Here is a 25,185-nt window from a genome sequence, read left to right on the forward strand (position 1 = left end):
GGAAAGCCAACAATGGGAGTCAAGTCATGACAATTTACAAGAGTAATGGCGATCGCGTTCCCGACCACATCCTGGCCATGGCCGAAGAAGCCAAGGCAGGCAAGGTCGATCGCCGCGAGTTCCTCGCCATGGCCAGCGTCTTCGGCGCGTCCACGGCGATGGCCTATGGCATGCTCGGTCTCGCCGTGCCGAGCGAAGCAAGAGCCGAAGACGCCCCGAAGAAGGGCGGCATCCTGAAGGTTGCTATGTGGATCAAGGATCCAAAGGATCCGCGCAAGGCCGACTGGTCGGAAATCGCCAATGCCGAGCGCCAGGCGCTGGAACCCCTAGTCAAATATACAGCCGAATATACCTTCCGCCCCTATCTGCTGGAGAGCTGGGACGTGAACGACGACGCCACCGAATACACGCTGCATGTACGCAAGGGCGTGACATGGTCGAACGGCGACGCGTTTACCGCTGACGACGTCATCTTCAACCTGAAGCGCTGGGCCGACAAGAAAGCCGAGGGCAATTCCATGCCTGGCCGTCTAGGCACTCTGGTCAAGGACGACAAGCTCGACGAAAGCGCCGTGACCAAGGTCGACGACATGACGATCAAGCTGAAGCTCGGCAAGTCCGACATCGCGCTGATCCCCAACGTATGCGACTATCCCAGCCTCCTTGTCCACAAGAGCTTCGACGAAAAGGGCGGCGATTTCAAAGCCTGCCCGATCGGCACCGGTCCGTTCGAACTGGTCTCCTACGATGTCGGCCAGAAGGTGGTCTACAAGCGCCGCGAGGACAACAAGTGGTGGGATGGCGACGTCTATCTCGACGGCATCGAGTTCATCGACTACGGCACCGATCCGGCCGCAACAGTCAGCGCCTTCGAGGCGGGCGAAGTCCATTGCAACTACGAGACCACTGCGGACTATGTGGCGATCATGGATGGTCTGGATCTGGTCAAATCGGAAGTCGTCACCGCGACGACGATCGTCTGCCGCACCAATGTCAACAACAAGCCGTATGACGACCAGAAGGTGCGGCACGCGCTGCAACTCGCGGTCGACAACAATGTCGTCCTCCAGCTCGGGATCGGCAACGCCGGCAAGGTGGCTGAAAACCATCACGTCTGCCCGATCCATCCGGAGTACTACGAACTGGCCAAGGTCGCGCGCGATCCGGCCAAGGCAAAGGCGATGCTGGCGGAAGCCGGCCAGGCCGATTTCGAGCATGAGCTGATCACGGTCGACGAGGATTGGCACAAGAACTCCGGCGACGCCATCGCCGCGCAGTTGCGTGACGCCGGCATCAAGGTGAAGCGCACGGTGCTGCCCGGCTCGACGTTCTGGAACGACTGGACCAAATATCCGCTGTCGATGACCAACTGGAACATGCGGCCGCTCGGCGTCCAGGTTCTGGCGATCGGCTACCGCACCGGTGAGGCCTGGAACGAGACTGCCTGGTCGAATCCGGAATGGGACACCAAACTCAACGCCGCACTTGGCGTTATCGACCCCGCCAAACGCAAGGAGATGATGAAGGATATCGAGCAGATCCTGCAGGATTCCGGCATCATCATCCAGCCCTTCTGGCGCAATCTGTATTGTCACTCGACGACTGCGGTGAAGGGGTATTTCATGCATCCCAGCTTCGAGCACGACCTCGGCAAGGTATGGCTCGATCAGGCGTGATCGGACCGATCACGGGAAGGGGCGCTTGCCCCTTCCCGCCACTCCCCGCACAATGCCGAAACCGGAAGCCGACGCAGCAAAATGTTGCGGACTCATCCGGGGGCATCGTGCAATAAGACAAAGGGTTGATCGCATCCGAAGGGCTCGTTTGACAGCCAGCCTCCGCCGCTAGCGGACGCGTTGGTTTCCAGACAAGCTGTAACCCCAACCAGAACGGCAGGGGACCGCCATGCTTTCTTTTATTCTCAGGCGTCTTGGCACGATGGCATTGACGATGCTGTGCCTGACGTTGGTCGTCTTTTTCCTGATCAATCTCGGGCCTAACCTGAAGAAGCTGGCGATCAGCCAGACCGAAATGCACACCTCTGCCGAACAGCTCGAAGACTGGCTGGCCAATCATGGCTACCGCCAGAACTTCTTCGTCCGCTATGGTCAATGGCTGGGCGTTCTGCCCAAGCAGCCGGTGACCGATCCGGCGACAGGCAAGCCGACCCAGCGGTTTTCCTTCTGCAATGACCCGCTGGAGCCGAAATTCTCCGGCATCCTGGAAGGCGATTTCGGCTGCTCGACCAAGTTCAAGACCACCGTCGCGTCAAAGCTCTTCCCCGCACTCGGCGCCACTGGCATCCTGATGCTCTGTGTGCTGGCGGTGATGGTGCCGATTTCGCTGCTGGTCGGCATCCTCGCCGGAATGCGCGAAGGCTCGCGAACGGATCGGACGCTGTCCGTCGCCTCGATCGCGTCGACGGCTACGCCTGAATATGTGTCGGGCGTCATCTTCACCGTCATCTTCGCCTCATGGCTCGGTTTGCTGAACGGTTCGGCCGCATCGGCCAGTCAGGGCATCACCTTCTACAATTTCACGCTGCCGGTGATGACGCTGGCGATCTACGGTATCGGCTATATCGCCCGCATGACGCGCGCCTCGATGGTCGAGGTGATGACGCAGCAATATATCCGCACCGCCCGCCTGAAGGGCCTCTCCTTCGGCAGCGTCGTCGTCAAGCACGCGCTACGCAATGCGCTGATCGCGCCCTTCACGGTCATCATGCTGCAGTTTCCCTGGCTGCTCACCGGCGTCGTCATCGTCGAGGTGATGTTCCGCTATCAGGGCTTTGGCTACACGCTGGTCGAGGCGGCGGGCAACAACGACATCGATCTCCTGCTTGGCTGTTCGCTGGTCTCGGTGTTCATCGTCCTCATCACCCAGCTCATTTCGGATGTCGGCTACGCGTTCCTCAATCCGCGTATCAGAGTGCAATAGGGGGCTGAGCGGATGCAGGTCGAATATATCGGTGCCTTCAGTATCATACTGGGCGTGATTGCCCGTTTCTGGCCGGTCTGGTTAGGGCTTGCCCTGGTGATGGGGGCGAGCTTCGCCTATAAGAAACGCCTCGGCCTCTATGGCCAGCTGTTCGACAGCGGCGTCGGCATTGTCGGTGTCGGCATCTGCCTGTTCTGGCTGTTCACGGCGATCTTCGCAGCGACCGTCGCGCCCTTCGATCCGCTCTCCCAGGTGCCGATCATGAAGGACGCGCTGCCGGGCGGGATTGAGCCGGTATCGAAGCTCATCTACTATTTCGGCGGCGACAAGCTCGCCCGCGATGTCTTCTCACGCATGGTCTATGGCAGCCAGATCGTGCTGATCATCGCACCGGCGGCGACGGGGTTCGCGCTGATGGTCGGCATTACGCTCGGCCTGCCAGCCGGTTATTATGGCGGCAGGATCGACACCGTTCTGTCGTTCCTGGCCAATCTGGTTCTGGCCTTCCCGGTGATCCTGCTGTTCTACCTCCTGGTGACGCCGGGCATCATGGACACGCCTATCCCCTATGCGATGGCCGGGTTGTTCTTCCTGTTTCCGATCATCTTCTTTTCCGTGCTGTTCTGGACCCGCTACAAAAACCGGCCGGATCGGCTCTACATTCTCATGGGGCTGACGCTGGTCATCGGCGGGTGGGTCTATGCCGGCCTGGTCTTCGATGCCGATCCGTTCAGGGTCATCCACATCGATCCCAACCAGCTCAACATCTTCGTGGCGGTGGTGTTCGCCTCCAGCCCCGGCGTGTTCCGCATCGTGCGCGGCCTGGTGATGGACATCAAGACGCGCGACTACGTGGCGGCAGCGCAGACGCGCGGTGAATCACCCTGGTACATCATGCTGTGGGAGATCCTGCCCAATGCGCGCGGACCGCTGATCGTCGATGCCTGCCTGCGCATCGGCTACACCACGATCCTGCTCGGCACGCTGGGGTACTTCGGTCTCGGCCTGGCACCGGAGAGCCCGGACTGGGGCACCGCGATCAAGGACGCCAGCCGCCTGCTGCGCTCCTTCATCCATCCGGCGTTGCCGCCGACGATCGCGCTGATGTCGTTTGTGCTGGGGCTGAACCTGCTCGCCGACTCGCTGCGCGAGCAATCGATGAAAGACTGATCTGCGGGCTCGGCCCGCAGAGCATGGTCCCTGGAAGTGGCACCCGGTTTTCGGACAAGATCATGCTCAGAGAAAAACCAAGGATTGGAGCGACCCATGAATGAGGCAGTTCGAAATCCCGGAGAACCGATCATCGAGATCGAGAACCTGTCGATCTCCTTCTTCACCCGCAAGGGCGAGATCCCTGCCGTCATGGATTTTTCCTGCACGGTAATGCCCGGCGAAGCGATGGGCATCGTCGGTGAATCCGGCTGCGGCAAGTCGACGGTGTCGCTCGGCATCATGCGCGACCTCTCCAACATCGGAAAGATCGTCGGCGGCAAGATCAAGTTCCAGGGCAAGGACATGGGCGAGCTCTCCGACGAAGAGCTGCGCGCCATTCGCGGCAACAAGATCGCCATGATCTACCAGGAGCCGATGGCGAGCCTCAATCCGGCGATGAAGGTCGGCCAGCAATTGATGGAAGTGCCGCTGATCCACGACAAGGTGTCGAAGGAAGAGGCCTACACCCGCGCGCTGGACATGGTGCGGGCGGTGAAGCTGCCCGATCCCGAGCGCATGATGCGCTCCTATCCGCACCAGCTCTCCGGCGGCCAGCAGCAGCGCATCGTCATCGCCATGGCGCTGCTGTCGAAGCCGGCGTTGCTTTTGCTCGACGAGCCGACAACGGCGCTCGATGTGACGGTGGAGGCCGGCATTGTCGACCTGGTCAAGGGACTTGGCGAGAAGTTCGGCACGTCGATGATCTTCGTGTCGCACAATCTGGGTCTCATCTTGGAAACCTGCGACAAGATCACGGTGATGTACTCGGGCGAGGCGGTGGAGACCGGCAAGATCAAGGACGTGTTCGACCGGATGCGCCATCCCTATACGCAGGGCCTGTTCCGCTCGATTCCGCTGCCCGGGGCCGACAAGAATTCGCGGCCGTTGATCTCGATCCCCGGCCAGTTGCCGCTGCCGCATGAGCGGCCGAAGGGCTGCAATTTCGGGCCCCGCTGTCACCATTTCGTCGAGGGCGTCTGCAACGCCGCCGAAATCCCGATGATCGAAGTCGCCGGCCACGAAGGGCATTTCTCGCGCTGCGTGCGCTTCAACGAGATCGACTGGGAGGCGCTGCCGCCGGGCGCCAAGAAGGTCAATGACAAGGTCGAGCCCGGTGCGCCGGTGCTCAAGATCCAGGACCTCAAGAAATACTACAAGGTCGGCGGCAGCGAGGTGTTCGGCTCGAGCGAGGGCCGTGTCGTCAAGGCCAACGAGACGATCTCGTTCGAGGCGCGTGAATCCGAGACGGTTGCCATCGTCGGCGAATCCGGCTGCGGAAAGTCGACCCTGGCCAAGGTGTTGCTCGGGCTGGAGACGGCGAGCTCCGGCAGCGTGACGCTCGGCAACAAGGAGATCCAGTCGACCGGCATCGAGAAGCGCAGCGTCGATACGGTGTCGTCGATCCAGATGGTGTTCCAGAACCCGTTCGATACGCTGAACCCCAGCCACTCGGTCGGCTCGCAGATCATCCGCACGCTGGAAAAATTCAATGTCGGCAAGACGGTGGCCGAACGCCGCAAGCGGATGCTTGAGCTGCTCGACCTGGTGAAGCTGCCGAGAGCCTTCGAGACCCGCAAGCCGCGCCAGCTGTCGGGCGGACAGAAGCAGCGCATCGGTGTGGCGCGCGCCTTTGCCGGCGATGCCAAGGTGGTGGTGGCCGACGAGCCGGTTTCGGCGCTCGACGTCTCGGTGCAGGCGGCGGTGACCGAACTGTTGATGGACATCCAGCGCAAGAACAAGACGACGATGCTGTTCATCAGCCACGATTTGTCGGTGGTGCGCTACATCGCCGACCGCGTCGTCGTCATGTATCTCGGGTACATCGTCGAGCAAGGCACGACCGACCAGATCTTCTCGCCGCCCTACCATCCCTATACCGAGGCGTTGCTGTCAGCGATCCCGATCGCCGACACCAGCGTGGTGAAGAAGCACATCGTGCTCGAGGGCGACATTCCGTCGGCGATGAACCCGCCGACCGGCTGCCCGTTCCAGACGCGCTGCGGCTACAAGAAGCTGGTGCCGGACAATCTGTGCGAGACCAAGGTGCCGCCGGTGAAGAATCTTGGCGACGGCCATATGAGCCTGTGCTGGCTGTCTGACGATGTGCTGGCCAAGATGGATCAGGTGATCAAGTTCGACAAGGAGCATGCCGCGCATGAGGGCGTGCCGGAAGACGCACCGCATGGCAGTGGTCCGGGTTCGACAGGAACAGCGCCCAACCGGCCGCGTGGCAAATCGTCGAGCGCGGAAGCGGACGAGATCGGCGAGGCCGTGGAGCAGGGCCAGGCTGGGATGCGGGCCCGTCGCAACAAAGTGGTCGACGAGGCTTCCGAAACCGGTGTTAAAAAGCCGAAAGATACGACAAGGCGGCACTAAACCGGGAAGGGTGCTAGTTTTCGCATTGCCGTAACTGCGCATCATAGTCGCGGGCCATCTTTTCGGTCGCCCGCGCATAGCCCTGCACACCGGCGTCGCCGCGATTGCCGCGGCCATAGGCGGTCCAGCCGAGATAGTAGGCGAGGTAGAGATTGTAGGTGTCGTTGCGGGCGACGCCGAAGGTGTCGGCGGTCTTGGAATGATACCAGCCGACGAAATCGACGGCATCGGCGAATTTTGTCCGCCGCGCCCCCCAGCTGCCGGTTTCGCTCTGATATTGCGACCAGGTGCCGTCGAGTGCCTGCGAAAAACCGGTGGCCGAGGAGACATGCTTCCACGGAATGAAGCCGAGCAGCTTGGTGCGTGGCGGCCTGGCGTTGCTCTTGAAGCCGGACTCCTTGCGCACCGTCGCCATCAGCACCGGAACCGGGATGCCGTATTTCTGCGAGGCGCGCTCGGCCGCCGCCTGCCAGTTGTCGAACCAGCCGTCATTCTGGTCGAAGACGGCGCAGACATTGTTGATATGCTTTGGCGGCGTCGCGCAGGCCGAGAGAGCCAGCAGGACACCAACCGCTACAATTTTACTAAAACTCGACCAACGCATGGGGAAGACGAATAGGCCGAAATCATAAAGGGAATCTTGCGGCGTTTCTTAACGGCCTGCCGGCCTGGTTGCGCTGGCTGGAGCTGGCATCACTATTCCGACCTTTTGCGTCGCTTTTGTCTTCATTCAAATACGAAAATGCCGCCTTGGCTAAAATCACGCCCGTGAAGGGCGGATTCCTGACAGCCGCGCGCCGATGCCGGCGCTCTGATGCCAGGCATGAACGAACCAAGACGCAAGCGCGGCGCAGAGCGAACCAGCAACAGGGGGCCGTCGGCCATCCCGCAACTGCCGCCCAGGAGGGTGACCAATCCCTATCCGCCGATGGCAATGCTGTCGGCTGACCAGATCGAGGCCATCCATCAGGCTTCGATGCACATTCTGGAGAATTTCGGCATCGAGGTGATGTCTCAGCGGGCGCTGTCGCTGTTCGAAACAGCTGGCGCCACGGTCGACCATGCGACGGCGAATGTCCGCATCGACAGGGGCCTTGTTGCCGAGGCGCTGAAGACCACGCGGGCGAGCTATACGCTTACCCCGCGCAATCCGGCAAACGCCATTCATCTGGGCGGCAACACGATCAATTTCACCCTCGTCGCCGGGCCGCCCAATGTGCATGACATGGAGCGTGGCCGCCGCGCCGGCAATCTGCGCGACTATGCCGATCTCACCCGGCTGGCGCAGCATTTCAACTGCATTCACATGCTGGGCAACCAGGTCTGCGCGCCGGTGGAACTTCCCGCCAACACCAGGCATATGGACACCTATTTCACCAATCTGACGCTGACCGACAAATCCTTCCATGTCTCGGCGATCGGCCGGGGCCGGGCGCTGGATGGCATCGAGATGATGGCGATTGCGCGCGGGCTGACGCTGGACGAGATGCGCGATGATCCCGGCATTGCCACCATCATCTCGGTCAACTCGCCGCGCCGCTTCGATGAGATGATGGCCGAAGGCTTGATGACCATGGCCGAGTTCGGCCAGTCGGTGGCGGTGACGCCGTTCACGCTGATGGGCGCGATGAGCCCGGTGACGCTGGCAGGCGCATTGGCGCAGCAGAATGCCGAGGCGTTGTTCGGCGTGGTGCTGACGCAGCTGGTGCGCCCCGGCGCACCGGTGATGTACGGCGCCTTCACCTCCAATGTCGACATGAAGTCGGGCGCGCCAGCCTTCGGCACGCCGGAGAACACCAAGGCCAACATTGCTTCAGGGCAATTGGCGCGGCGCTATTCTCTGCCCTACCGCACGACGCCGGGGTCGGCCTCGAATGCGGCGGACGCGCAAGGCGCCTATGAGACGTTGATGGCGCTGTGGGGCACGGTGCTGGGCCACGGCAATCTCGTCTACCACGCCGCCGGCTGGCAGGAGGGCGGGCTGACGGCGTCGTTCGAAAAGCTCATCATCGATGTCGAAATGATCCAGCACATGATGGAGTTTCTGCGCCCGATCGTCGTCGACGAGGCGGAGCTGGCGGTCGAGGCGCTTGGCGCGGTGCCGACTGGTGGCCACTTCTTCGGCGAGCCGCACACGCTGGAACGCTATGCCACCGCCTTCTACCAGCCGATGCTGTCCAACTGGCAGAACTACGAGGCGTGGCAGGAAGCCGGCGGCCTCGACACGACGGCGCGCGCGACGCGGCTGTGGAAGAAGGCGCTGGAAGACTATGTCGAGCCGGCGATGGAGCCTCCCGTGCGCGAGGCGCTGGAGGCGTATGTGGCCAAGCGCAAGGAAGCGATCGGGCAGGGCGAGCCGTGATGCTTCCCATCCTGATTCATTTCATCCATACAACTCACTGATATCAGAGAAAAATCCATGAAATCGCATGCAAAGGTCGTGGTCATTGGCGGTGGCGTCGTCGGATGCTCGGTGCTGTTCCATCTGGCACGCCATGGCTGGACCGACGTCGTGCTTCTGGAGCGCGACGAGCTGACTTCCGGCTCGACCTGGCATGCGGCCGGCGGCATGCACACCATCAATGGCGACCCCAACGTCGCCAAGCTGCAGAAATACACGATCTCGCTCTACAAGGAGATCGAGGAGCTTTCGGGTCAGGCGACCGGGGTGCACCTGACCGGCGGCGTGCTTCTGGCGGCCACCGAGGCGCGGCTCGACTGGCTGCGCGGCGTCGTTGCCAAGGGGCGTTATCTCGGTATCGACCTTGAGGAAATCTCGGCCAATGAGGCGGCCGAACTGATGCCTCTGCTCGACCCGAAACAGTTCGTCGGCGCCGTCCGCAACAAGGAGGACGGCCACCTCGATCCCTCGGGTGTGACCCACGCCTATGCCAAGGCCGCGCGGAAACTGGGCGCGGAAGTGGAGCGCTTCACCAAGGTGGAGGACGTTGTACGGCGGCCCGACGGCATGTGGCGCGTCGTCACCAACAAGGGCGAGGTCGTGGCTGAGCATGTCGTCAATGCCGGTGGTCTGTGGGCGCGGGAGGTCGGCCGCATGGTCGGGCTGGAACTGCCGGTGCTGGCCATGGAGCACATGTACCTGATCACGGAAGACATGCCCGAGGTCGCGGCGTGGAATGCCAAGACCGGCACAGAGATCATCCACGCCGTCGATTTCGACGGCGAGCTGTACCTGCGCCAGGAGCGCGGCGGCATGCTGATGGGCACTTACGAGAAGGCCAACAAGGTCTGGTCCGAGTTCTCCACACCGTGGAATTTCGGCCATGAATTGCTGGAGCCCGACATCGACCGGATCGCGCCGTCGCTCGAGGTCGGCTTTCGGCATTTCCCGGCCTTCGAGAGGACCGGCATCAAGCAGATCATCAACGGACCCTTCACCTTCGCCCCCGACGGCAATCCGCTGGTCGGGCCGGTGCGCGGCCTGCCGGGTTTCTGGGTCGCCTGCGGCGTCATGGCCGGCTTCAGCCAGGGCGGCGGCGTTGGACTGGCGCTGTCCAACTGGATGATCGAAGGCGATCCCGGCGCCGACATCTGGGCAATGGATGTTGCGCGCTATGGCGACTGGGCGACGATGGCCTATACCAACGCCAAGGTGCGCGAGAATTATTCGCGCCGTTTCTCGATCCGCTTCCCCAATGAGGAACTGCTCGCCGGACGGCAGCTGAAGACGACGCCGATCTACGATTTGTTGTCGGCCAAGGGCGCGCAATGGGGCGTGTCCTATGGGCTGGAGGTGCCGCTCTGGTATGCGCCTGAGGGCGTCAAGGACGAGTTTTCGTGGCGGCGCTCGAGCGACTTCACCCATGTCGCGAAGGAAGTTGCGACCGTCCGTGAAGGCGTCGGCCTCGCTGAGATTTCGAACTTCGCCAAATACAAGGTGACGGGCGAGGGGGCAGCCGCTTGGCTCGATCGCATCTTTGCCTGCAAGCTGCCGAAACCTGGCCGGATGACGCTGGCGCCGATGCTGAAGGACGACGGCAAGCTGATCGGTGATTTTACCCTTGCCACCATCGGCGACGGCGAATGGTTCATCGCCGGCTCGGGTGTCGCCGAGCAATATCACATGCGCTGGTTCGAGGCGCATCTACCCAAGGACGGCTCGGTCCGGATCGCGGCGCTGGGGCAAAAACTCACCGGCCTGGCGATCGCCGGGCCCAAGGCGCGGGCGGTGCTGGCGAAGGTCAGCCGCGTGGATGTCTCCAACGCAGCGTTTCCGTTCATGGCCGTCGCCAAAATGGATATCGGCATGGCGCCGTGCCTGGTTGGCCGCGTCAGCTACACCGGCGACCTCGGCTACGAGATCTGGGTGGCGCCGGAATATCAGCGCGCCGCCTTCCAGGCGCTGACTGCGGCGGGCGAGGAATTCGGCATCGGCCTGTTCGGCTCGCGCGCTCTCAATGCGCTTCGGCTGGAGAAAAACTACGGCTCATGGGTGCGGGAGTACCGGCCGATCTACGGGCCGCTGGAGGCCGGGCTCGACCGTTTCGTCGCGTATGGCAAGGAGGCGGATTTCATCGGCAAGGCGGCGGCTCTCGCCGAGCGCAAGCAAGGCGGCAAGCTCAGGCTGCGCACCTTCATCCTCGATGCCGACGATGCCGATGTCATCGGCGACGAGCCGATCTGGTTCGGCGGCGCGGTGCGCGGCTGGGTGACGTCAGGCGGCTACGCGCACCATCCGAAAAAATCCGTCGCGCTGGGCTATGTGCCGAAGGAGATCGCTGATGAGAGCGACGGGTTCGAAATCGAGCTGCTGGGCAAGCGCCACGCGGCGCGCATGCAGGCGGCGCCGCTGTTCGATGCCAATTTCGAGCGCATGCGGGGGTGACGGCTCACCTCCCTCTTGTCGTGCTTGTCAGGCGTTGCGGCGGTTGTCAAGCGCGAAGGCGCCGGCGCCGGCAAACACCAGATAGAGGAAGATGAAGCAGAAGGAGATGGCTGAATCGCCGCTGTTGTTGACCGGGAAGAAGTCGCGCGGGTAATGCGCCATGAAATAGGCGATGGCCATCTCGCCGGCGAGCAGGAAGGCAACGGGTCGGGTTAACAGCCCCAGCGCCAGCAGGATGCCGCCGGCGAATTCCAGAATGCCTGCCGTCGTCGTCAGCCCGTTAAGAGCTTGAGGCTCGGCGCTGACCGGGAAATTGAACAGCTTCTGCGAGCCATGCTCGATGAACTGCAGGGCCGTGATGATGCGCAGAATTCCGAGTGCCTGCGGCTGAAATCTGGCGAGACCGTCAAAAAGCTTCATCTAAATCTCCAATTACCCCCAGATCGCCCATAAATGATCGTCCGACGGTGGACCATTCACTTCCCAGGGCCTGTCATCAACAATCGGTGATGGTGACGTTCCACAATTCTGGGTGAATATTTTTCGCGCATGGGTTGCATTTGTATCCTTGGGGTTGTATCGATGGCGGTGTTCCAACGGGTGGTTCACGCATCATGAAAACATTCGCCATCAGCCTCTTCGCAATCATTGCAGGCACCAGCGTCGCCATGGCTCAGGACGCCGGCTGCGATGCCTTCAAATGGCCAGTTACGCGAGAGCAGACACTGTTTGCGGCAGCACCCGCCGCGCAGTCCGGCGCTGCCTTGGCGGTCGGCCACGCGGTCGACTTCACACTGGAAGCGGTGGATGAGGTCGCCTTCACCTTGCCTCCGGAACGCGCGCCGGCAGCAGGGACGTTCGGCGCGACAGCAAATGTGACCGTGCCGCCTGAAGGCGAGCTGCAGATAAGCCTCTCCGGCGAAGCCTGGATCGACGTCATCCAGGGCGACCATGCAATCAAGTCGGCAGGCTTTAGCGGGGTCAAAACCTGCCCCGGCATCCGCAAGAGCGTGCGTTTCAAGCTGCCGGCGGGGCTGGCCTCGATCCAGATCAGCGGCGCCAAGGAACAGACCATCAAGGTCGCGGTGCTGGCGCCGGAATGACGTTCTCTCTTATCGCGCCGGACGGCGCGATGAGAACTGTTCGGTTCATGCCTGTCAGCCGGATCAGCGTCCCGGCGCAATGAGGGCGAAATAGGCGCCTTGCGGATCGGTGAACTGAGCGATCCATTGGCCGGTCGGCACCGGCATCGGACCCATGACGATCTTGCCGCCATTGTCGGTGACGCGCTTGGCGGCGGCGTCGATGGCGTCGACATTGAAATAGAACAGCCACACCGGCACCGGAAGCTGCTGCGGCTTGTTCATGATGCCGCCGCCCGATTCCGGGCCGGCCGAGAAGGTCTGATAGATGCCCATCTCGCCGATGTCCATGCTGCCAGCATCGGTCCAGCCGAACTGGCTGGAATAGAAATCGAAGGCCTTCTGCCGGTCCGCTGCATAGAGCTCATGCCAGCCGACATGGCCGGATGTGGTAGACGGCAGGACGGGCTGGTCAGGCCCATTGGGCTGCAGGAACATGAAGGCAGCGCCTTGCGGGTCGGCGACGACGGAGAAACGGCCGACGCCGGGAATGTCGTCGGGTTCGCGGTGGACGGCCCCGCCGGCGTCCTTCAGCGCCTTGGTCGAGGCATCGGTATCCCTGGTGTGGATATAGCCGAGCCAGGCCGGCTTCATGCCCATTTTGGCGGCGTCCTCGGGTATGGTCATCAGCCCGCCGACGCCTCTCTCGGCGGAGTTCATCACGATGTAGCGCGGCATGCCGGGCGCCTTGTCGAAGGGTTCGGCCCGCCAGCCGACGACGGTTGTGTAGAACGCTTGCGCCGCATCGAGGTCGGTGGTCATCAGCTCGTACCAGAAGAAGGGCATTGGGAATTTTGTCATTTTGGTCTCCTCACCTTCATGCATCGATGATTGTCCGATCCATCTTAGGACGATTTCGGTGACGCGCACCCGACAGCGAACCGGAGTAAATTCAACGGCTGCGTTGACACATCGTTCCGCATTTCGCCCCACCCGGCGGCTTGCACGTGCGGCGGTTTTCGACTTTCCTTGGGCGAACGAGGGGTAGTCGTTTCATGCGCCGTATGTCGCTCACGCCTGAGCTTGTGTCACTGTGCCATCGCGAGGAGGCCGATCCCGGCCCCGACGGCAGCTGGACGCAGCTCACCGACGAGGACTTCCGCACGCTTGCCTTGCAGCTCTCCGACGAAGCCGATGCGGGGCCGCTGTGGGTGTTCGCCTATGGCTCGCTGATCTGGAAGCCGGCTTTCGATTCCGTCGAGCGCCAGCGCGCCACGGCGTTCGGCTGGCATCGCTCGTTTTGCCTCGACATAGTGCGCTGGCGCGGCAGCGTCGCGCAGCCGGGGCTGATGATGGCGCTCGAACGCGGCGGTCGATGCGATGGCGTCATCTATCGCCTACCCGAGGGCGACAAGCCTGAGCAGATCGAAAGGCTGTTGCGGCGCGAGATCGACGACCACGAGAGTGTCAGCTCAGTCCGGTGGGTTCCGGTGCGCACGGCGCAAGGGATGGTGCGGGCGCTCGGCTTCTGGGTCGGCGTGACCGGCAGGGGAACGTCGCTCGGGCAGCCGCTGGACCGGGTCGCGCAGGTGCTGGCGCGGGCCTGCGGCCATGTCGGCTCGGGTGCGGAATATCTCTACAACACCGTCAGCCACCTCGAGGAATTCGGCATCCGCGACCGCAATCTGTGGCGGCTGCAGCAACTGGTCGCCGACGAGATCCGGTCGATCTATGATGGCATTCCAGGCTCCGGCTTTTCGCCTGCAAGCTGAGGTGAAAACCCATAACATGAGTAAAAAAATCATGTTATTATCGAAACTTTTCAGAGCCTTGCGCCGAAAATTGACCAATTGATAAAAAAATAAAACGTGCTAGCCTTCCCCAAAACGAAAACATGGGGAACTGACGATGCCAGAAGGCCAGTTCAAGGACGGTATCGCCGGCGGACGGCTCCCGGCCGACCAGTATGCCGAGAATTTTTCCGACCTGCATCCGCCGCTCGATCATCACGAGGCGCTGGTCGAATCCGACCGCTGCTATTTCTGCTACGACGCGCCGTGCATGAACGCATGCCCGACCTCGATCGACATTCCGCTGTTCATCCGCCAGATCTCGACCGGCAACCCGATCGGTTCGGCCAAGACGATCTTCGACCAGAACATTCTGGGCGGCATGTGCGCCCGCGTCTGTCCGACCGAGACGCTGTGCGAAGAGGTTTGCGTGCGCGAGGTGGCGGAAGGCAAGCCGGTGCAGATCGGCCGCCTGCAGCGCTACGCCACCGATGTCGCCATGGCCGAGCACAAGCAGTTTTATCCGCGCGCGGAATCGACCGGCAAGTCGGTCGCCGTCGTCGGCGCAGGACCGGCCGGCCTTGCCGCCGCGCACCGGCTCGCCCGCCATGGCCATGAGGTGACCATTCTCGAAGCCCGTCCAAAGGCCGGCGGCCTCAACGAATATGGCATAGCCGCCTACAAGAGCATCGACAATTTTGCCCAGGCCGAGGTCGACTACGTTACCGCTGTCGGCGGCATCGACATCCAGAACGGCAAGGCGCTCGGCCGCGACTATCAGCTGTCCGACCTGATCCGGAATTACGATGCCGTCTTCCTCGGCATGGGGCATGGCGGCGTCAACGCGCTGCGTGCCGATGGCGAGGATGCCGACGGCGTCGCCAATGCGGTCGAGTTCATCGCCGAACTGCGCCAGGCCAGCGATCTCGCGAGCCTGCCGGTCGGCCGGCGCGTTGTCGTCATCGGCGGCGGCATGACGGCGATCGATGCGGCGGTGCAGTCGAAGTTGCTCGGCGCCGAAGAGGTGACGATCTGCTACCGGCGCGGCCAGGAGCACATGAACGCCTCCGAATTCGAACAGGATCTGGCCGCCGCCAACGGCGTCACCATCCGCCACTGGCTGCAGCCGAAGCGGGTCATTGCCGAAGGTGGCAAGGTGTCGGGTATCGAACTCGAATACACAACAATGAACGGCGACAGGCTTGCCGGCACTGGCGAGACGCTGACGCTCGCCGCCGACCAGGTGTTCAAGGCGATCGGCCAGAGCTTTGTGCCGGCCGCACTCAACGGCAGCGGCGCGTCGATCGAACTCGAAGCTGGCCGCATCAAGGTGGACGCGGAAGGGCGCACTTCACTCGCCAATGTCTGGGCCGGCGGTGATTGCATTTTTGGCGGCGACGATTTGACGGTCTCGGCCGTCGCGCAAGGCCGCGATGCGGCGGAGAGCATCAACAGGAGTCTGACGCAGGGATAGAGATCATGGCCTCGGTGGAATCGGGCATCGCCCGTCACTACGACGTATCGGATCTTGAGCAGCACATTCTTGCCGTGCTCGCCGATACCGGCGTGGACATTGCCCATCTGCGCGCTGGCGATCTCGAAGCGGTCGACGAATTCCACATTGGCGGTATCGCTGCCACCCGGGAACTCATCGGCCAGATGGGGTTGAAGCCGGGGGCCAGGCTGCTCGACATTGGTTCCGGCGTGGGTGGCCCAGCCCGCTTTGCCGCCAACAATGCCGGCGCCGATGTCACCGGCATTGATCTGACGCAAAGCTATGTCGACATCGCGACCAGCCTGTCGAAGCGGGTGGGAATGGCCGACAAAGTCCGGTTCGTGCAGGGCAGCGCGCTGGACATGCCGTTCGGCAACAAAAGCTTTGATACGGCCATGATCCTGCATGTCGGCATGAATCTTCCCGACAAGGCGAAGCTGATGAGCGAGGCCGCACGCGTGCTCAAGTCGGGCGGCGTCTTTGCCGTCTACGATGTGATGCGGCTGAAGTCGGGCACGCTGACCTATCCGCTGCCATGGGCATCCGACGAGAGCATGTCCTTCGTCGCCACGCCCGACGATTATCGCTCGGCTGCCGCGGCTGCAGGGTTCTCCGTAGCCGCCGAGCGCCCACGCGGCGCCTTTGCCATCGAATTCTTCGCCACGATACGAGCGCGCATGGCTGCGGCGCAGGCGGAAGGCAAAAAACCGCCGCCCGGGGTCAATCTTATCATGGGCGAGAACGCGCGGACCAAGATCGCCAATCTCACCGCCGCGCTTGAAGGCGGCATTCTCGCACCCGTCGAACTGCTTCTTCGTCTCGGTTGAAAGGGACCTGTCATGGCTGACATCCGCAACAATTTCGTCGGCATCAAATCGCCCAATCCGTTCTGGCTGGCCTCGGCGCCGCCCACCGACAAGGCCTACAATGTCATCCGCGCCTTCAAGGCGGGCTGGGGCGGTGTGGTCTGGAAGACGCTGGGCGAGGAAGGCCCGCCGGTGGTCAACGTCAACGGCCCGCGCTATGGCGCGATCTGGGGCGCGGACCGCCGCCTGCTCGGCCTCAACAATATCGAGCTCATCACCGACCGCGACCTGCAGGTCAACCTGCGCGAGATCAAGCAGGTCAAGAAGGATTGGCCCGACCGCGCCATCGTCGTCTCGCTGATGGTGCCTTGCGTCGAGGACGCCTGGAAGGCGATCCTGCCGGTGGTCGAGGAGACCGAAGCCGACGGCATCGAGCTCAATTTCGGCTGCCCGCACGGCATGTCCGAACGCGGCATGGGCGCGGCTGTCGGCCAGGTGCCGGAATATATCGAAATGGTGGTGCGCTGGTGCAAGCAGAACACCCGCATGCCTGTCATCACCAAGCTGACGCCCAATATCACCGATGTGCGCAAGCCGGCACGCGCCGCCCTTGCCGGCGGTACCGACGCGGTATCGCTGATCAACACCATCAACTCGATCACCGGCGTCGATCTCGACAGTTTCGCGCCGCAGCCGACCATCGACGGCAAGGGTTCGCATGGCGGCTATTGCGGCCCGGCGGTGAAGCCGATCGCCATGAACATGGTGGCCGAGATTGCACGCGATGCCGAAACCCGCGGCCTGCCGATCTCCGGCATTGGCGGCATCACCACCTGGCGCGACGCTGCCGAATTCATGGCGCTCGGCGCTGGCAATGTGCAGGTGTGCACCGCGGCGATGACCTACGGTTTCAAGATCGTACAGGAGATGATCGCCGGTCTGGAAAACTGGATGGACGAGAAGGGCCATGCGACGCTCGACGACATTATCGGCCGCGCCACGCCCAACGTCACCGACTGGCAGTATCTCAACCTCAACTATGTCGCCAAGGCGCATATCGACCAGGATGCCTGCATCAAATGCGGCCGCTGTCACATCGCCTGCGAGGACACCTCGCACCAGGCGATCACCAACATGGTCGACGGCAAGAGGCACTTTGAGGTCATCGAGGCCGAATGCGTCGGCTGCAATCTGTGCGTCAATGTCTGCCCGGTGGAGAACTGCATCACCATGGAGCCGCTGGCCGCCGGCGTGATGGATCAGCGCACCGGCAAGCCGGTATCGCCGGTCTACGCCAACTGGACGACGCATCCCAACAACCCGATGGCGAAGGTGGCCGCGGAATAGGGAACGCATTGATGAGAAAAAGCGGCGCCTTCGGGCGCCATTTTTTCATTTTCCTATTGCAGATAAAACTTATCCACGATATAAAATATCCATGAATAGGAGATCGCACCCATGAAGCTGGGCGAGGGCGTTGAAGCGGCCATCCATTGCGCGGCCACGCTGGCCAGCGTGGAGGGCAACAGCACCATGCCGGGAGCTGCTTTGGCGGAGTCCTTTGGGCTGTCGCCGAGTTATCTGCTGAAGCATCTCAACATGCTGACCGCAGAGCGCATCCTGGAATCGGTGCCCGGCCCGTCGGGCGGCTACCGGCTGGCGCGGCCGGCCGAGCGCATTACGCTGCTCGACATCGTGCTGGCCATCGAAGGCCGTGAGCCTGCTTTCCGCTGCGGCGAGATCCGCCAGCGCGGCCCGGTCAAGATCGATGCTTCGGCCTATGTGAAGCCCTGCGGCATCAATGCCGCGATGCTGAAGGCCGAGCGCGCCTATCGCGCGGCTCTGGCGGAAACCCGGTTGTCCGACATCGTGGCTGATTATCAAGCCGAAGGCGATCCGCGTTCGATTGCCGGCAGCTGTGCCTTTGTAGCGCGCCATCAGCGGCCGCAGAAATCCGCTTAGACCAAGCGAAATCAAACCCACCAGACAGATGTGAAAGGAAAGATGATGAAACAGAGACTGGAATTCTTCGCCAAGGCGCCCGAGATCATGAAGGCGGTGTCGGCGCTCAACAAGGCGGTCGACGACTGCGGGCTTGAGGTGGGCTTGCTGCATCTGGTCAAGCTCAGGGCGTCGCAGATCAATGGCTGCTCCTACTGCGTGGAGATGCACAGCCGCGAGGCGCGGCGCGACGGCGAGACCGAGACACGGCTCTATCTGGTTTCGGCCTGGAAGGATTCGCCGCTGTTTTCCGAGCGCGAACGTGCCGCCTTTGCCTGGACCGAGGCCACGACCCTGATCGCCAACAATAGCGTGTCGGACGAACTCTATGCCCGCACGCTCGCGCATTTCTCGGACGAGGAGTTGGTCAAGCTGTCCGTTGCGATCGGCATGATCAACACCTGGAACCGGCTCTGCATCCCCTTCCACGCCATTCACCCGATGCCGGCTGCCAAGGCTGCGTGATCGGACGCGCTGCGCGCGGATGAAAGGTCCGCGCGCCCTCATTGTTCAGGCTGCGTAGCGCAGGCCCCCGTCGCAGGTCAGCACCTGGCCGGTCATGAAACCGTTGGAAACCAGGAAGGCGATTGCGCCGGCGACGTCTTCGGCGTGGCCGATCCTGCCGACAGGGGTCTTGCCGGCATATTCGCGGAATACCGCCTGCCGCTGGTCATTGGGCAGAAAATCCCACCATGGCGTATCGATGACGCCGGGCGCCACGACGTTGACGCGCAGCGGCTTCAGCTCGACGGCGAGGATCGGCACGACAGTCAGCAGCATGCCGTTGACGGCGGCGATGCCGGCGACGCCGGGCGCCGACAATTGTGCCGACACCGCCGATATGAAGGTGACCGATCCCGATCTGTTGAGGGTCGGCAAGGCTGCCTGCAGGCATGACAGCTGCGGCCGCACCTTTTCGTCAACGCCGCCGGCGATGTCGGCAAGGTCGAGGCTTTCGAAAGGGCCAAGCCCCTTGCCGCCGCTGGCGGCGAGCACGAGGTGATCGAAAGGTCCGAGGCGCTCGAAGAACGCGCGGACTTCGTCCGGCTTCGAAGCATCGAAGGCAGCCTTCTCGGCCGCGCCGCCGAGGCTCTTCCAGGCGCTCGTCAGCTTTTCCTCATTGCGCCCGGTGATGGTCACCTTCATGCCCGGACCAAGCAGCTTGCGCGCCGTCGCCAGCCCGATGCCGGAGGAGCCGCCGATGATGACTGCGTGTTCGATCTTGCTCATGAATCCTGTTCCTTCGTTTTTGGGGAAGCCTGGCCGACGAGGTCGAGGCTTAGAGCTCGCAGTTGCTGCCGTGCCTTCGCGTCATAGGCTTGCGCGTCGGCGCGGGATTCTTTTTGGCCGTCGAAATAGAGGCCGCTGCAGCCCTCCAGCGCGGGCGATGTCGCAAGGTTGAGAATGGCCTCGGCACCGGTCTCGACCGAACTCCAAGGTGTCACGCCGGCCTGTCGGACCATGGTGGTGTCCATGTAACTCGCGGGATGCAGGGCGTTGACGGTGACGCCGCTGCCTTTCAACTGCTCTGCCAGATCGATGGTGAACAGGATCTGCGCCAGCTTGCTCTGGCAATAGGCGCGCACGCCGTCATAGCCATGGCTCAGCATGACATCGCTGAAATCGAGCGCCTGCTAGCCGGCCGAGGCGACATTGACGATGCGCGCCGGCGAACTCGCCTTGAGCAACGGCGACAGTTCCGATGTCAGCAGGAAGCCGGCGAGATAGTTGACGGCAAAGCGCAGTTCGAAGCCATCGGCGCTGAGCTGCCGCTTGGCGCCGGCGGTGCCGATGCCGGCATTGTTGATGAGGATATCGAGCCGCTCGGTGCTGGCACGCACGGCTTCGGCAAGGCGGTGGACCTCGGCCAGCGAAGCGAGGTCGGCGGCGAGAAACTCGGCCTTGCCGCCGGCAGCTTCCATTTCGGCGACGGTTGACTTGCCGCGCGGCGCATCGCGGCCATGCACCAGGACGCGCGCGCCGGCTCCACCCAGCCTTTGCGCGACGACGCGGCCGACGCCGTCGGTCGAGCCGGTGATAAGGATTGTCTTGTCTTTCACGTCCATATCGGGAGCCTCCATGTTCGCTCTGCCTGCCAAGATGGGGCGCTTTGCGCGCCGCAAACAGTTCAAACTTTATCCTGGTATCGATACTGCTATATTGAGCCTCATGGACGTTTCCGTACCATCACCCGAAGACAGCCGCCGGCGTGAGCTCGGTGCCTTTCTGCGTTCGCGCCGTGAAAGGCTTTCGCCGTCGGCCACCGGCATTGCGGCCGGCGCCAGGCGGCGCACGCCCGGCCTGAGACGCGAAGAGGTGGCGATGGTCGCTGGCGTCGGCACCACCTGGTACACCTGGCTGGAACAGGGCAGGGATGTGCGGCCTTCGGTGGAGGTGTTGACGGCGCTCAGCGAGGCCTTGTGGCTCGACGCCGCCGAGAAGCGGCATTTGTTCACGCTGGCCGGCCGCCAGCAGCCGGAGCGGCGGCGCATTACCCCGGTCAAGGTCGAAGGCCCTTTGCTGCACATGCTGCAAAGCCTGGTCCTGCAGCCGGCCTATATTGTCGGGCCGCGCTGGGATGTGCTGGCCTGGAATGCCGGGGCGGTCGCCATTTTCGGCGATTACGGGCTGTTGGAGGGCGACGCCCGCAACATCCTCCATGGCGTGTTCACCGATCCGCACCGGCGTCATTTGCTGGTCGACTGGGAACAGCTGGCGCGCGCGACCCTTGCCGCGTTTCGCGCCGAGAGCGCGAAATATACCGGCGATCCCGATTTCGAACGGCTGATCGCGCTGATGATGCGCTCAAGCCCGGAGTTCCGTGAGTGGTGGCCGCAGCGCGATGTGGTGCATCGTCTGTCCGGCAAGAAGTATCTGCGCCATCCGATCGCCGGCGCCATGGCGTTCGAGCATATGAGCCTGTCGATCGATGACGGCTCGGACATGAAGCTGATCGTCTACACGCCGCTGGCCGAACAGAATTCGATCGCCAAGCTGGAAGAACTGCTGAAAGCGCAGCCACAAGAGCTGCGCAGCGCCTGATCGTTGGCGCCTCAGCCCTTCGGCTTCAATCCGTCGATAAACAGCTGTTCGAGAAAGCGCGCCGCGTCCTCGAAGCGGCCGTCGCCGCCGCGGTCGGGGCCGAGCACGGCACGGACCTGGACGTCGAAATCGGCGTAATGCTGCGTTGTTGCCCAGATCGAGAAGATCAGGTGCCAAGGATCGGTGCGGGCGATCTTGCCGGCGCGCATCCAGCCCTTGATGACATTGGCCTTCTCGTCAACCAGCGTTTTCAGCTCGCCTTCCAAAAGTGGCATGATGCGCGGCGCGCCTTGCAGGATCTCGTTGGCGAACAGCCGGCTTTCCCTGGGAAAATCGCGCGCCATTTCGAGCTTGCGCCTGATGTAGCTCCGGAGCTCGGTCAGGGGATCGCCGATATCGTCGAGTTCCCTGAGCGGCGCCAGCCAGGTCGCCAGCAGCCGCTCCATCAGCGTCTCGTGAATGTCTTCCTTGCGGCGGAAATAATAGAGCAGGTTCGGCTTCGACATCCCCGCGGCTTCGGCGATCTGGTCGATGGTCGAGCCGCGAAAGCCGTTGGTGGAGAAGACTTCGAGCGCCGCTTCCAGGATCAGTTCGCGCTTTTCCTGCTGGATGCGGGTGCGGCGAGGAGCGGAGCCTTCCATGGCGTCGGTCATACGGCCAGGCCTTGGCCGCGCGGATCATCTGGACCAATTCTCTGGACCAGTTTTTCCCTGAGCCGTGGAGCGCACTTCGGAGGCCGCATTTCCGCTAGTAATCCCTTGACCGCCGACAGCGCGGTGCTAACGTTTGTCCAATCGGTCAAAATTTGCGTAGCATGAAAACGCAGCAAAGACCAAGCGTTGGAAAGACCAAGCGTTAGCCGCACCGAAACAGGTTACAAGGGGAAGTCTTGGTCATGTCCAACCGGCTGAAAGTCACGCCGAACGATCTCAGCGCATTCTGGATGCCATTCACGGCAAACCGGCAGTTCAAGCAGGCGCCACGCATGTTCGTGTCCGCCAAGGACATGCACTACACCACCAGCGACGGCCGCAAGGTGCTCGACGGCACCGCCGGCCTCTGGTGCGTCAATGCCGGCCACTGCCGGCCGAAGATCACCGAAGCAATCCAGCATCAGGCCGCCGAGCTCGACTATGCGCCGGCCTTCCAGATGGGCCATCCGATCGTGTTCGAACTGGCCAACCGCCTGGTAGACATCGCGCCCAAGGGCATGGACCATGTCTTCTTCACCAATTCCGGATCGGAATCGGTCGATACCGCGCTGAAGATGGCGATCGCCTATCATCGCGTGCGGGGCGAGGGAGCGCGCACCCGCCTGATCGGCCGCGAGCGCGGCTATCACGGCGTCAATTTCGGCGGCATTTCGGTCGGCGGCATCGTCAGCAACCGCAAGATGTTCGGGACGCTGCTCGGCGGCGTCGACCATATGCCGCATACGCATCTGCCGGAGAAGAACGCCTTCTCCAAGGGCGTGCCGGAATATGGCGCGGAGCTTGCCAACGAGCTGGAGCGCATCGTTACGCTGCATGACGCCTCGACCATCGCCGCCGTCATCGTCGAGCCGGTCGCCGGTTCCACCGGCGTCATCCTGCCGCCGAAGGGCTATCTGCAGAAGCTGCGCGAAATCTGCACCAAGCACGGCATCCTGCTGATCTTCGACGAGGTCATCACCGGGTTCGGCCGCCTCGGTGCGCCGTTCGCCGCCGACTATTTCGGCGTCACACCCGACATCATGACCACCGCCAAGGGCGTTTCCAACGGCGTCATCCCGATGGGCGCGGTGTTCGTCAAGAAGGAGATTCACGACGCCTTCATGACCGGCCCCGAGCACATGATCGAGTTCTTCCACGGCTATACCTATTCGGGCAATCCGATCGCGTGTGCGGCCGCACTCGGCACGCTCGACACCTACAAGGAAGAGAGCCTGCTCACCCGTGGCGAGGAACTCGCGCCTTACTGGGAAGATGCGCTGCATTCGCTCAAGGGCGAACCGCATGTCATCGACATCAGGAACATCGGCCTGATCGGCGCGATCGAACTGGCGCCGATCGCCGGCAGCCCGACCAAGCGGGCCTTCTCTGCCTTCGTCAAGGCGTTCGAGCGCGGCGCCCTGATCCGCACCACCGGCGACATCATCGCGCTGTCGCCGCCGCTGATCATCACCAAGGGCCAGATCAACGAATTGATCGACCATGTGCGTGAAGTGCTGAGGGCGATAGACTAAGCTGGCTTTTTATCTGGGCGGGTGGCGATGGGAACCGCCACGCGTCCAGAACATGAAATGGAAGGACTGTGCATGGCCGCACCCGGCGAGAATCTGCGAATCAATTCAGACCGTTTGTGGGGTTCCATCATGGAGATGGCGAAGATCGGTCCCGGCATTGCCGGCGGCAACAATCGCCAGACCGTGACCGACGAGGACGGAGAGGGCCGGCATCTGTTCAAGCGCTGGTGCGAGGCGGCAGGGCTCGAAATGGGCCTCGACGAAATGGGCACCATGTTTGCCCGCAGGGAAGGCGCCGATCCCAGCCTGCCGCCGGTCTATGTCGGCAGCCATCTCGATACGCAGCCGACCGGCGGCAAATATGACGGCGTGCTCGGCGTGCTCGGCGGGCTGGAGATCATCCGCTCGCTCAACGACCTCGGCATCACGACCAGGCATCCGATTGTGGTCACCAACTGGACCAACGAGGAAGGCGCGCGCTTCGCGCCGGCGATGATGGCGTCCGGCGTCTTTGCCGGCGTGCTCGACCAGGCCGACGTCTACCAGCATGTCGACAAGGACGGCAAAAAATTCGGCGAGGAGCTGGAGCGTATTGGCTGGAAGGGATCGGAAAGGGTCGGCGATCGCAAGATCCACGCTTTCTTCGAATTGCATATCGAACAAGGGCCGATCCTCGAAGACGAGGGCATCGACATCGGCGTCGTTACCCACGGCCAAGGCCTGAAATGGCTGCAGGTGACGCTGACCGGCAAGGAAGCGCATACCGGTTCGACGCCGATGCCCAAGCGCCGCAATGCCGGGCTCGGCATGGCCCGGGTTATCGAACTGGTGCACGAGATCGCCATGGACTACCAACCCGATGCGGTCGGCGCGGTCGGCCACATGGAGGCCTACCCGAACTCGCGCAACATCATCGCCGGCCGCACCGTCTTCACCATCGACATCCGCTCGCCGGAGAAGGAAGTGCTCGACGCCATGGATGCCCGCATCCGCGAAGGCATCGACACGATCTGCGATGCGCTAGACATCAAGTATCAGATCGAACAGGTCGGCCATTTCGACCCGGTCACATTCGACAAGAACTGCGTCAAGGCAATCCGCGATGCCGCCGACCGCCTCGGCTACACGCATCGCAATATCGTCTCCGGCGCCGGCCATGACGCCTGCTGGATCAACCGCGTCGCGCCGACCGCCATGGTGATGTGCCCCTGCGTTGACGGGCTGTCACACAACGAGGCCGAGGAAATCACCAAGGAATGGGCCGGCGCCGGCGCCGACGTGCTGTTCCACGCGGTGGTGGAAACTGCGGGGATCGTGGCGTGAACTAAAAATCTGGATTCAAACGACGCTCACAAAGAAGCGCGACAAGAA

Annotated in this window: 21 protein-coding genes and 1 pseudogene; 16 read left to right on the forward strand and 6 right to left on the reverse strand. The window is 62.7% G+C overall.

Annotation, left to right across the window (positions count from 1 at the left end; translation table 11 throughout):
• Window positions 1-26 precede the first annotated feature (26 nt).
• From ACWGTO_RS10700 to ACWGTO_RS10715, 4 genes are all read left to right on the forward strand, one after another.
• Entirely contained in the window at window positions 27-1,676 is a 1,650-nt protein-coding gene (locus ACWGTO_RS10700; RefSeq protein ID WP_454574821.1) for an ABC transporter substrate-binding protein, read from the forward strand.
• 229 nt (window positions 1,677-1,905) lie between these two features.
• Window positions 1,906-2,940 (forward strand): ABC transporter permease, encoded by a 1,035-nt coding sequence (locus ACWGTO_RS10705; protein WP_454574822.1) that lies wholly within the window; start codon window positions 1,906-1,908, stop codon window positions 2,938-2,940.
• Between the two features lie 12 nt (window positions 2,941-2,952).
• Window positions 2,953-4,110 (forward strand): ABC transporter permease, encoded by a 1,158-nt coding sequence (locus ACWGTO_RS10710; protein WP_454574823.1) that lies wholly within the window; start codon window positions 2,953-2,955, stop codon window positions 4,108-4,110.
• Window positions 4,111-4,206: 96 nt separating this feature from the next.
• Window positions 4,207-6,528 (forward strand): dipeptide ABC transporter ATP-binding protein, encoded by a 2,322-nt coding sequence (locus ACWGTO_RS10715; RefSeq protein WP_454574824.1) that lies wholly within the window; start codon window positions 4,207-4,209, stop codon window positions 6,526-6,528.
• Window positions 6,529-6,541: 13 nt separating this feature from the next.
• Here the strand turns inward: ACWGTO_RS10715 and ACWGTO_RS10720 are convergent, their stop codons facing one another.
• Complete coding sequence (locus ACWGTO_RS10720) at window positions 6,542-7,132, reverse strand: transglycosylase SLT domain-containing protein (protein ID WP_454574825.1); 591 nt, start codon at window positions 7,130-7,132, stop codon at window positions 6,542-6,544.
• A 219-nt stretch (window positions 7,133-7,351) separates the two neighbouring features.
• Between ACWGTO_RS10720 and ACWGTO_RS10725 the strand changes: the two genes are divergently transcribed.
• On the forward strand, window positions 7,352-8,890 hold the full coding sequence (locus tag ACWGTO_RS10725) for a trimethylamine methyltransferase family protein (protein WP_454574826.1): 1,539 nt from the start codon (window positions 7,352-7,354) through the stop codon (window positions 8,888-8,890).
• 57 nt (window positions 8,891-8,947) lie between these two features.
• Entirely contained in the window at window positions 8,948-11,374 is a 2,427-nt protein-coding gene (locus ACWGTO_RS10730) for a GcvT family protein (RefSeq protein ID WP_454574827.1), read from the forward strand.
• Window positions 11,375-11,401: 27 nt separating this feature from the next.
• On the opposite strand, the gene ACWGTO_RS10735 is transcribed toward ACWGTO_RS10730, so the two are convergent.
• The gene (locus ACWGTO_RS10735; protein WP_454574828.1) at window positions 11,402-11,794 is read right to left on the reverse strand and encodes a DoxX family protein; all 393 of its coding nucleotides are present in this window, start codon (window positions 11,792-11,794) and stop codon (window positions 11,402-11,404) included.
• A gap of 194 nt (window positions 11,795-11,988) precedes the next feature.
• Here ACWGTO_RS10735 and ACWGTO_RS10740 point away from each other — a divergent pair, with 194 nt between their 5' ends.
• Window positions 11,989-12,477, forward strand: coding sequence for a hypothetical protein (locus ACWGTO_RS10740; RefSeq protein WP_454574829.1), 489 nt, complete (start codon window positions 11,989-11,991; stop codon window positions 12,475-12,477).
• 63 nt (window positions 12,478-12,540) lie between these two features.
• Here ACWGTO_RS10740 and ACWGTO_RS10745 read toward each other — a convergent pair whose 3' ends face one another.
• Complete coding sequence (locus ACWGTO_RS10745; protein WP_454574830.1) at window positions 12,541-13,317, reverse strand: VOC family protein; 777 nt, start codon at window positions 13,315-13,317, stop codon at window positions 12,541-12,543.
• A gap of 194 nt (window positions 13,318-13,511) precedes the next feature.
• Here ACWGTO_RS10745 and ACWGTO_RS10750 point away from each other — a divergent pair, with 194 nt between their 5' ends.
• From ACWGTO_RS10750 to ACWGTO_RS10775, 6 genes are all read left to right on the forward strand, one after another.
• Window positions 13,512-14,228 (forward strand): gamma-glutamylcyclotransferase, encoded by a 717-nt coding sequence (locus ACWGTO_RS10750; protein WP_454574831.1) that lies wholly within the window; start codon window positions 13,512-13,514, stop codon window positions 14,226-14,228.
• 136 nt (window positions 14,229-14,364) lie between these two features.
• A complete protein-coding gene (locus ACWGTO_RS10755) occupies window positions 14,365-15,720 on the forward strand; it encodes an NAD(P)-dependent oxidoreductase (RefSeq protein WP_454574832.1) in 1,356 nt (451 codons plus the stop codon).
• A 5-nt stretch (window positions 15,721-15,725) separates the two neighbouring features.
• Window positions 15,726-16,568, forward strand: coding sequence for a class I SAM-dependent methyltransferase (locus ACWGTO_RS10760; RefSeq protein ID WP_454574833.1), 843 nt, complete (start codon window positions 15,726-15,728; stop codon window positions 16,566-16,568).
• Between the two features lie 12 nt (window positions 16,569-16,580).
• On the forward strand, window positions 16,581-17,894 hold the full coding sequence (gene preA / locus ACWGTO_RS10765; RefSeq protein WP_454574834.1) for an NAD-dependent dihydropyrimidine dehydrogenase subunit PreA: 1,314 nt from the start codon (window positions 16,581-16,583) through the stop codon (window positions 17,892-17,894).
• A 111-nt stretch (window positions 17,895-18,005) separates the two neighbouring features.
• The gene (locus ACWGTO_RS10770) at window positions 18,006-18,509 is read left to right on the forward strand and encodes an RrF2 family transcriptional regulator (RefSeq protein ID WP_454574835.1); all 504 of its coding nucleotides are present in this window, start codon (window positions 18,006-18,008) and stop codon (window positions 18,507-18,509) included.
• 45 nt (window positions 18,510-18,554) lie between these two features.
• Window positions 18,555-19,013 (forward strand): carboxymuconolactone decarboxylase family protein, encoded by a 459-nt coding sequence (locus ACWGTO_RS10775; RefSeq protein ID WP_454574836.1) that lies wholly within the window; start codon window positions 18,555-18,557, stop codon window positions 19,011-19,013.
• Between the two features lie 45 nt (window positions 19,014-19,058).
• Here the strand turns inward: ACWGTO_RS10775 and ACWGTO_RS10780 are convergent, their stop codons facing one another.
• Complete coding sequence (locus ACWGTO_RS10780; RefSeq protein WP_454574837.1) at window positions 19,059-19,778, reverse strand: SDR family oxidoreductase; 720 nt, start codon at window positions 19,776-19,778, stop codon at window positions 19,059-19,061.
• A pseudogene (locus ACWGTO_RS10785) lies at window positions 19,775-20,614 on the reverse strand (SDR family oxidoreductase). Before ACWGTO_RS10785 ends, ACWGTO_RS10780 begins: the two are co-directional and overlap by 4 nt.
• A gap of 103 nt (window positions 20,615-20,717) precedes the next feature.
• Here ACWGTO_RS10785 and ACWGTO_RS10790 point away from each other — a divergent pair.
• The gene (locus ACWGTO_RS10790; protein ID WP_454574942.1) at window positions 20,718-21,590 is read left to right on the forward strand and encodes a helix-turn-helix transcriptional regulator; all 873 of its coding nucleotides are present in this window, start codon (window positions 20,718-20,720) and stop codon (window positions 21,588-21,590) included.
• A gap of 11 nt (window positions 21,591-21,601) precedes the next feature.
• Here ACWGTO_RS10790 and ACWGTO_RS10795 read toward each other — a convergent pair whose 3' ends face one another.
• On the reverse strand, window positions 21,602-22,231 hold the full coding sequence (locus ACWGTO_RS10795) for a TetR family transcriptional regulator C-terminal domain-containing protein (RefSeq protein WP_454574943.1): 630 nt from the start codon (window positions 22,229-22,231) through the stop codon (window positions 21,602-21,604).
• 254 nt (window positions 22,232-22,485) lie between these two features.
• Between ACWGTO_RS10795 and ACWGTO_RS10800 the strand changes: the two genes are divergently transcribed.
• Both ACWGTO_RS10800 and ACWGTO_RS10805 read left to right on the forward strand, forming a co-directional pair.
• On the forward strand, window positions 22,486-23,814 hold the full coding sequence (locus ACWGTO_RS10800; protein WP_454574838.1) for an aminotransferase class III-fold pyridoxal phosphate-dependent enzyme: 1,329 nt from the start codon (window positions 22,486-22,488) through the stop codon (window positions 23,812-23,814).
• A gap of 72 nt (window positions 23,815-23,886) precedes the next feature.
• Window positions 23,887-25,137 (forward strand): Zn-dependent hydrolase, encoded by a 1,251-nt coding sequence (locus ACWGTO_RS10805; protein WP_454574839.1) that lies wholly within the window; start codon window positions 23,887-23,889, stop codon window positions 25,135-25,137.
• Window positions 25,138-25,185: the final 48 nt, after the last annotated feature.

The organism is Mesorhizobium sp. PL10 (genome assembly GCF_053714315.1).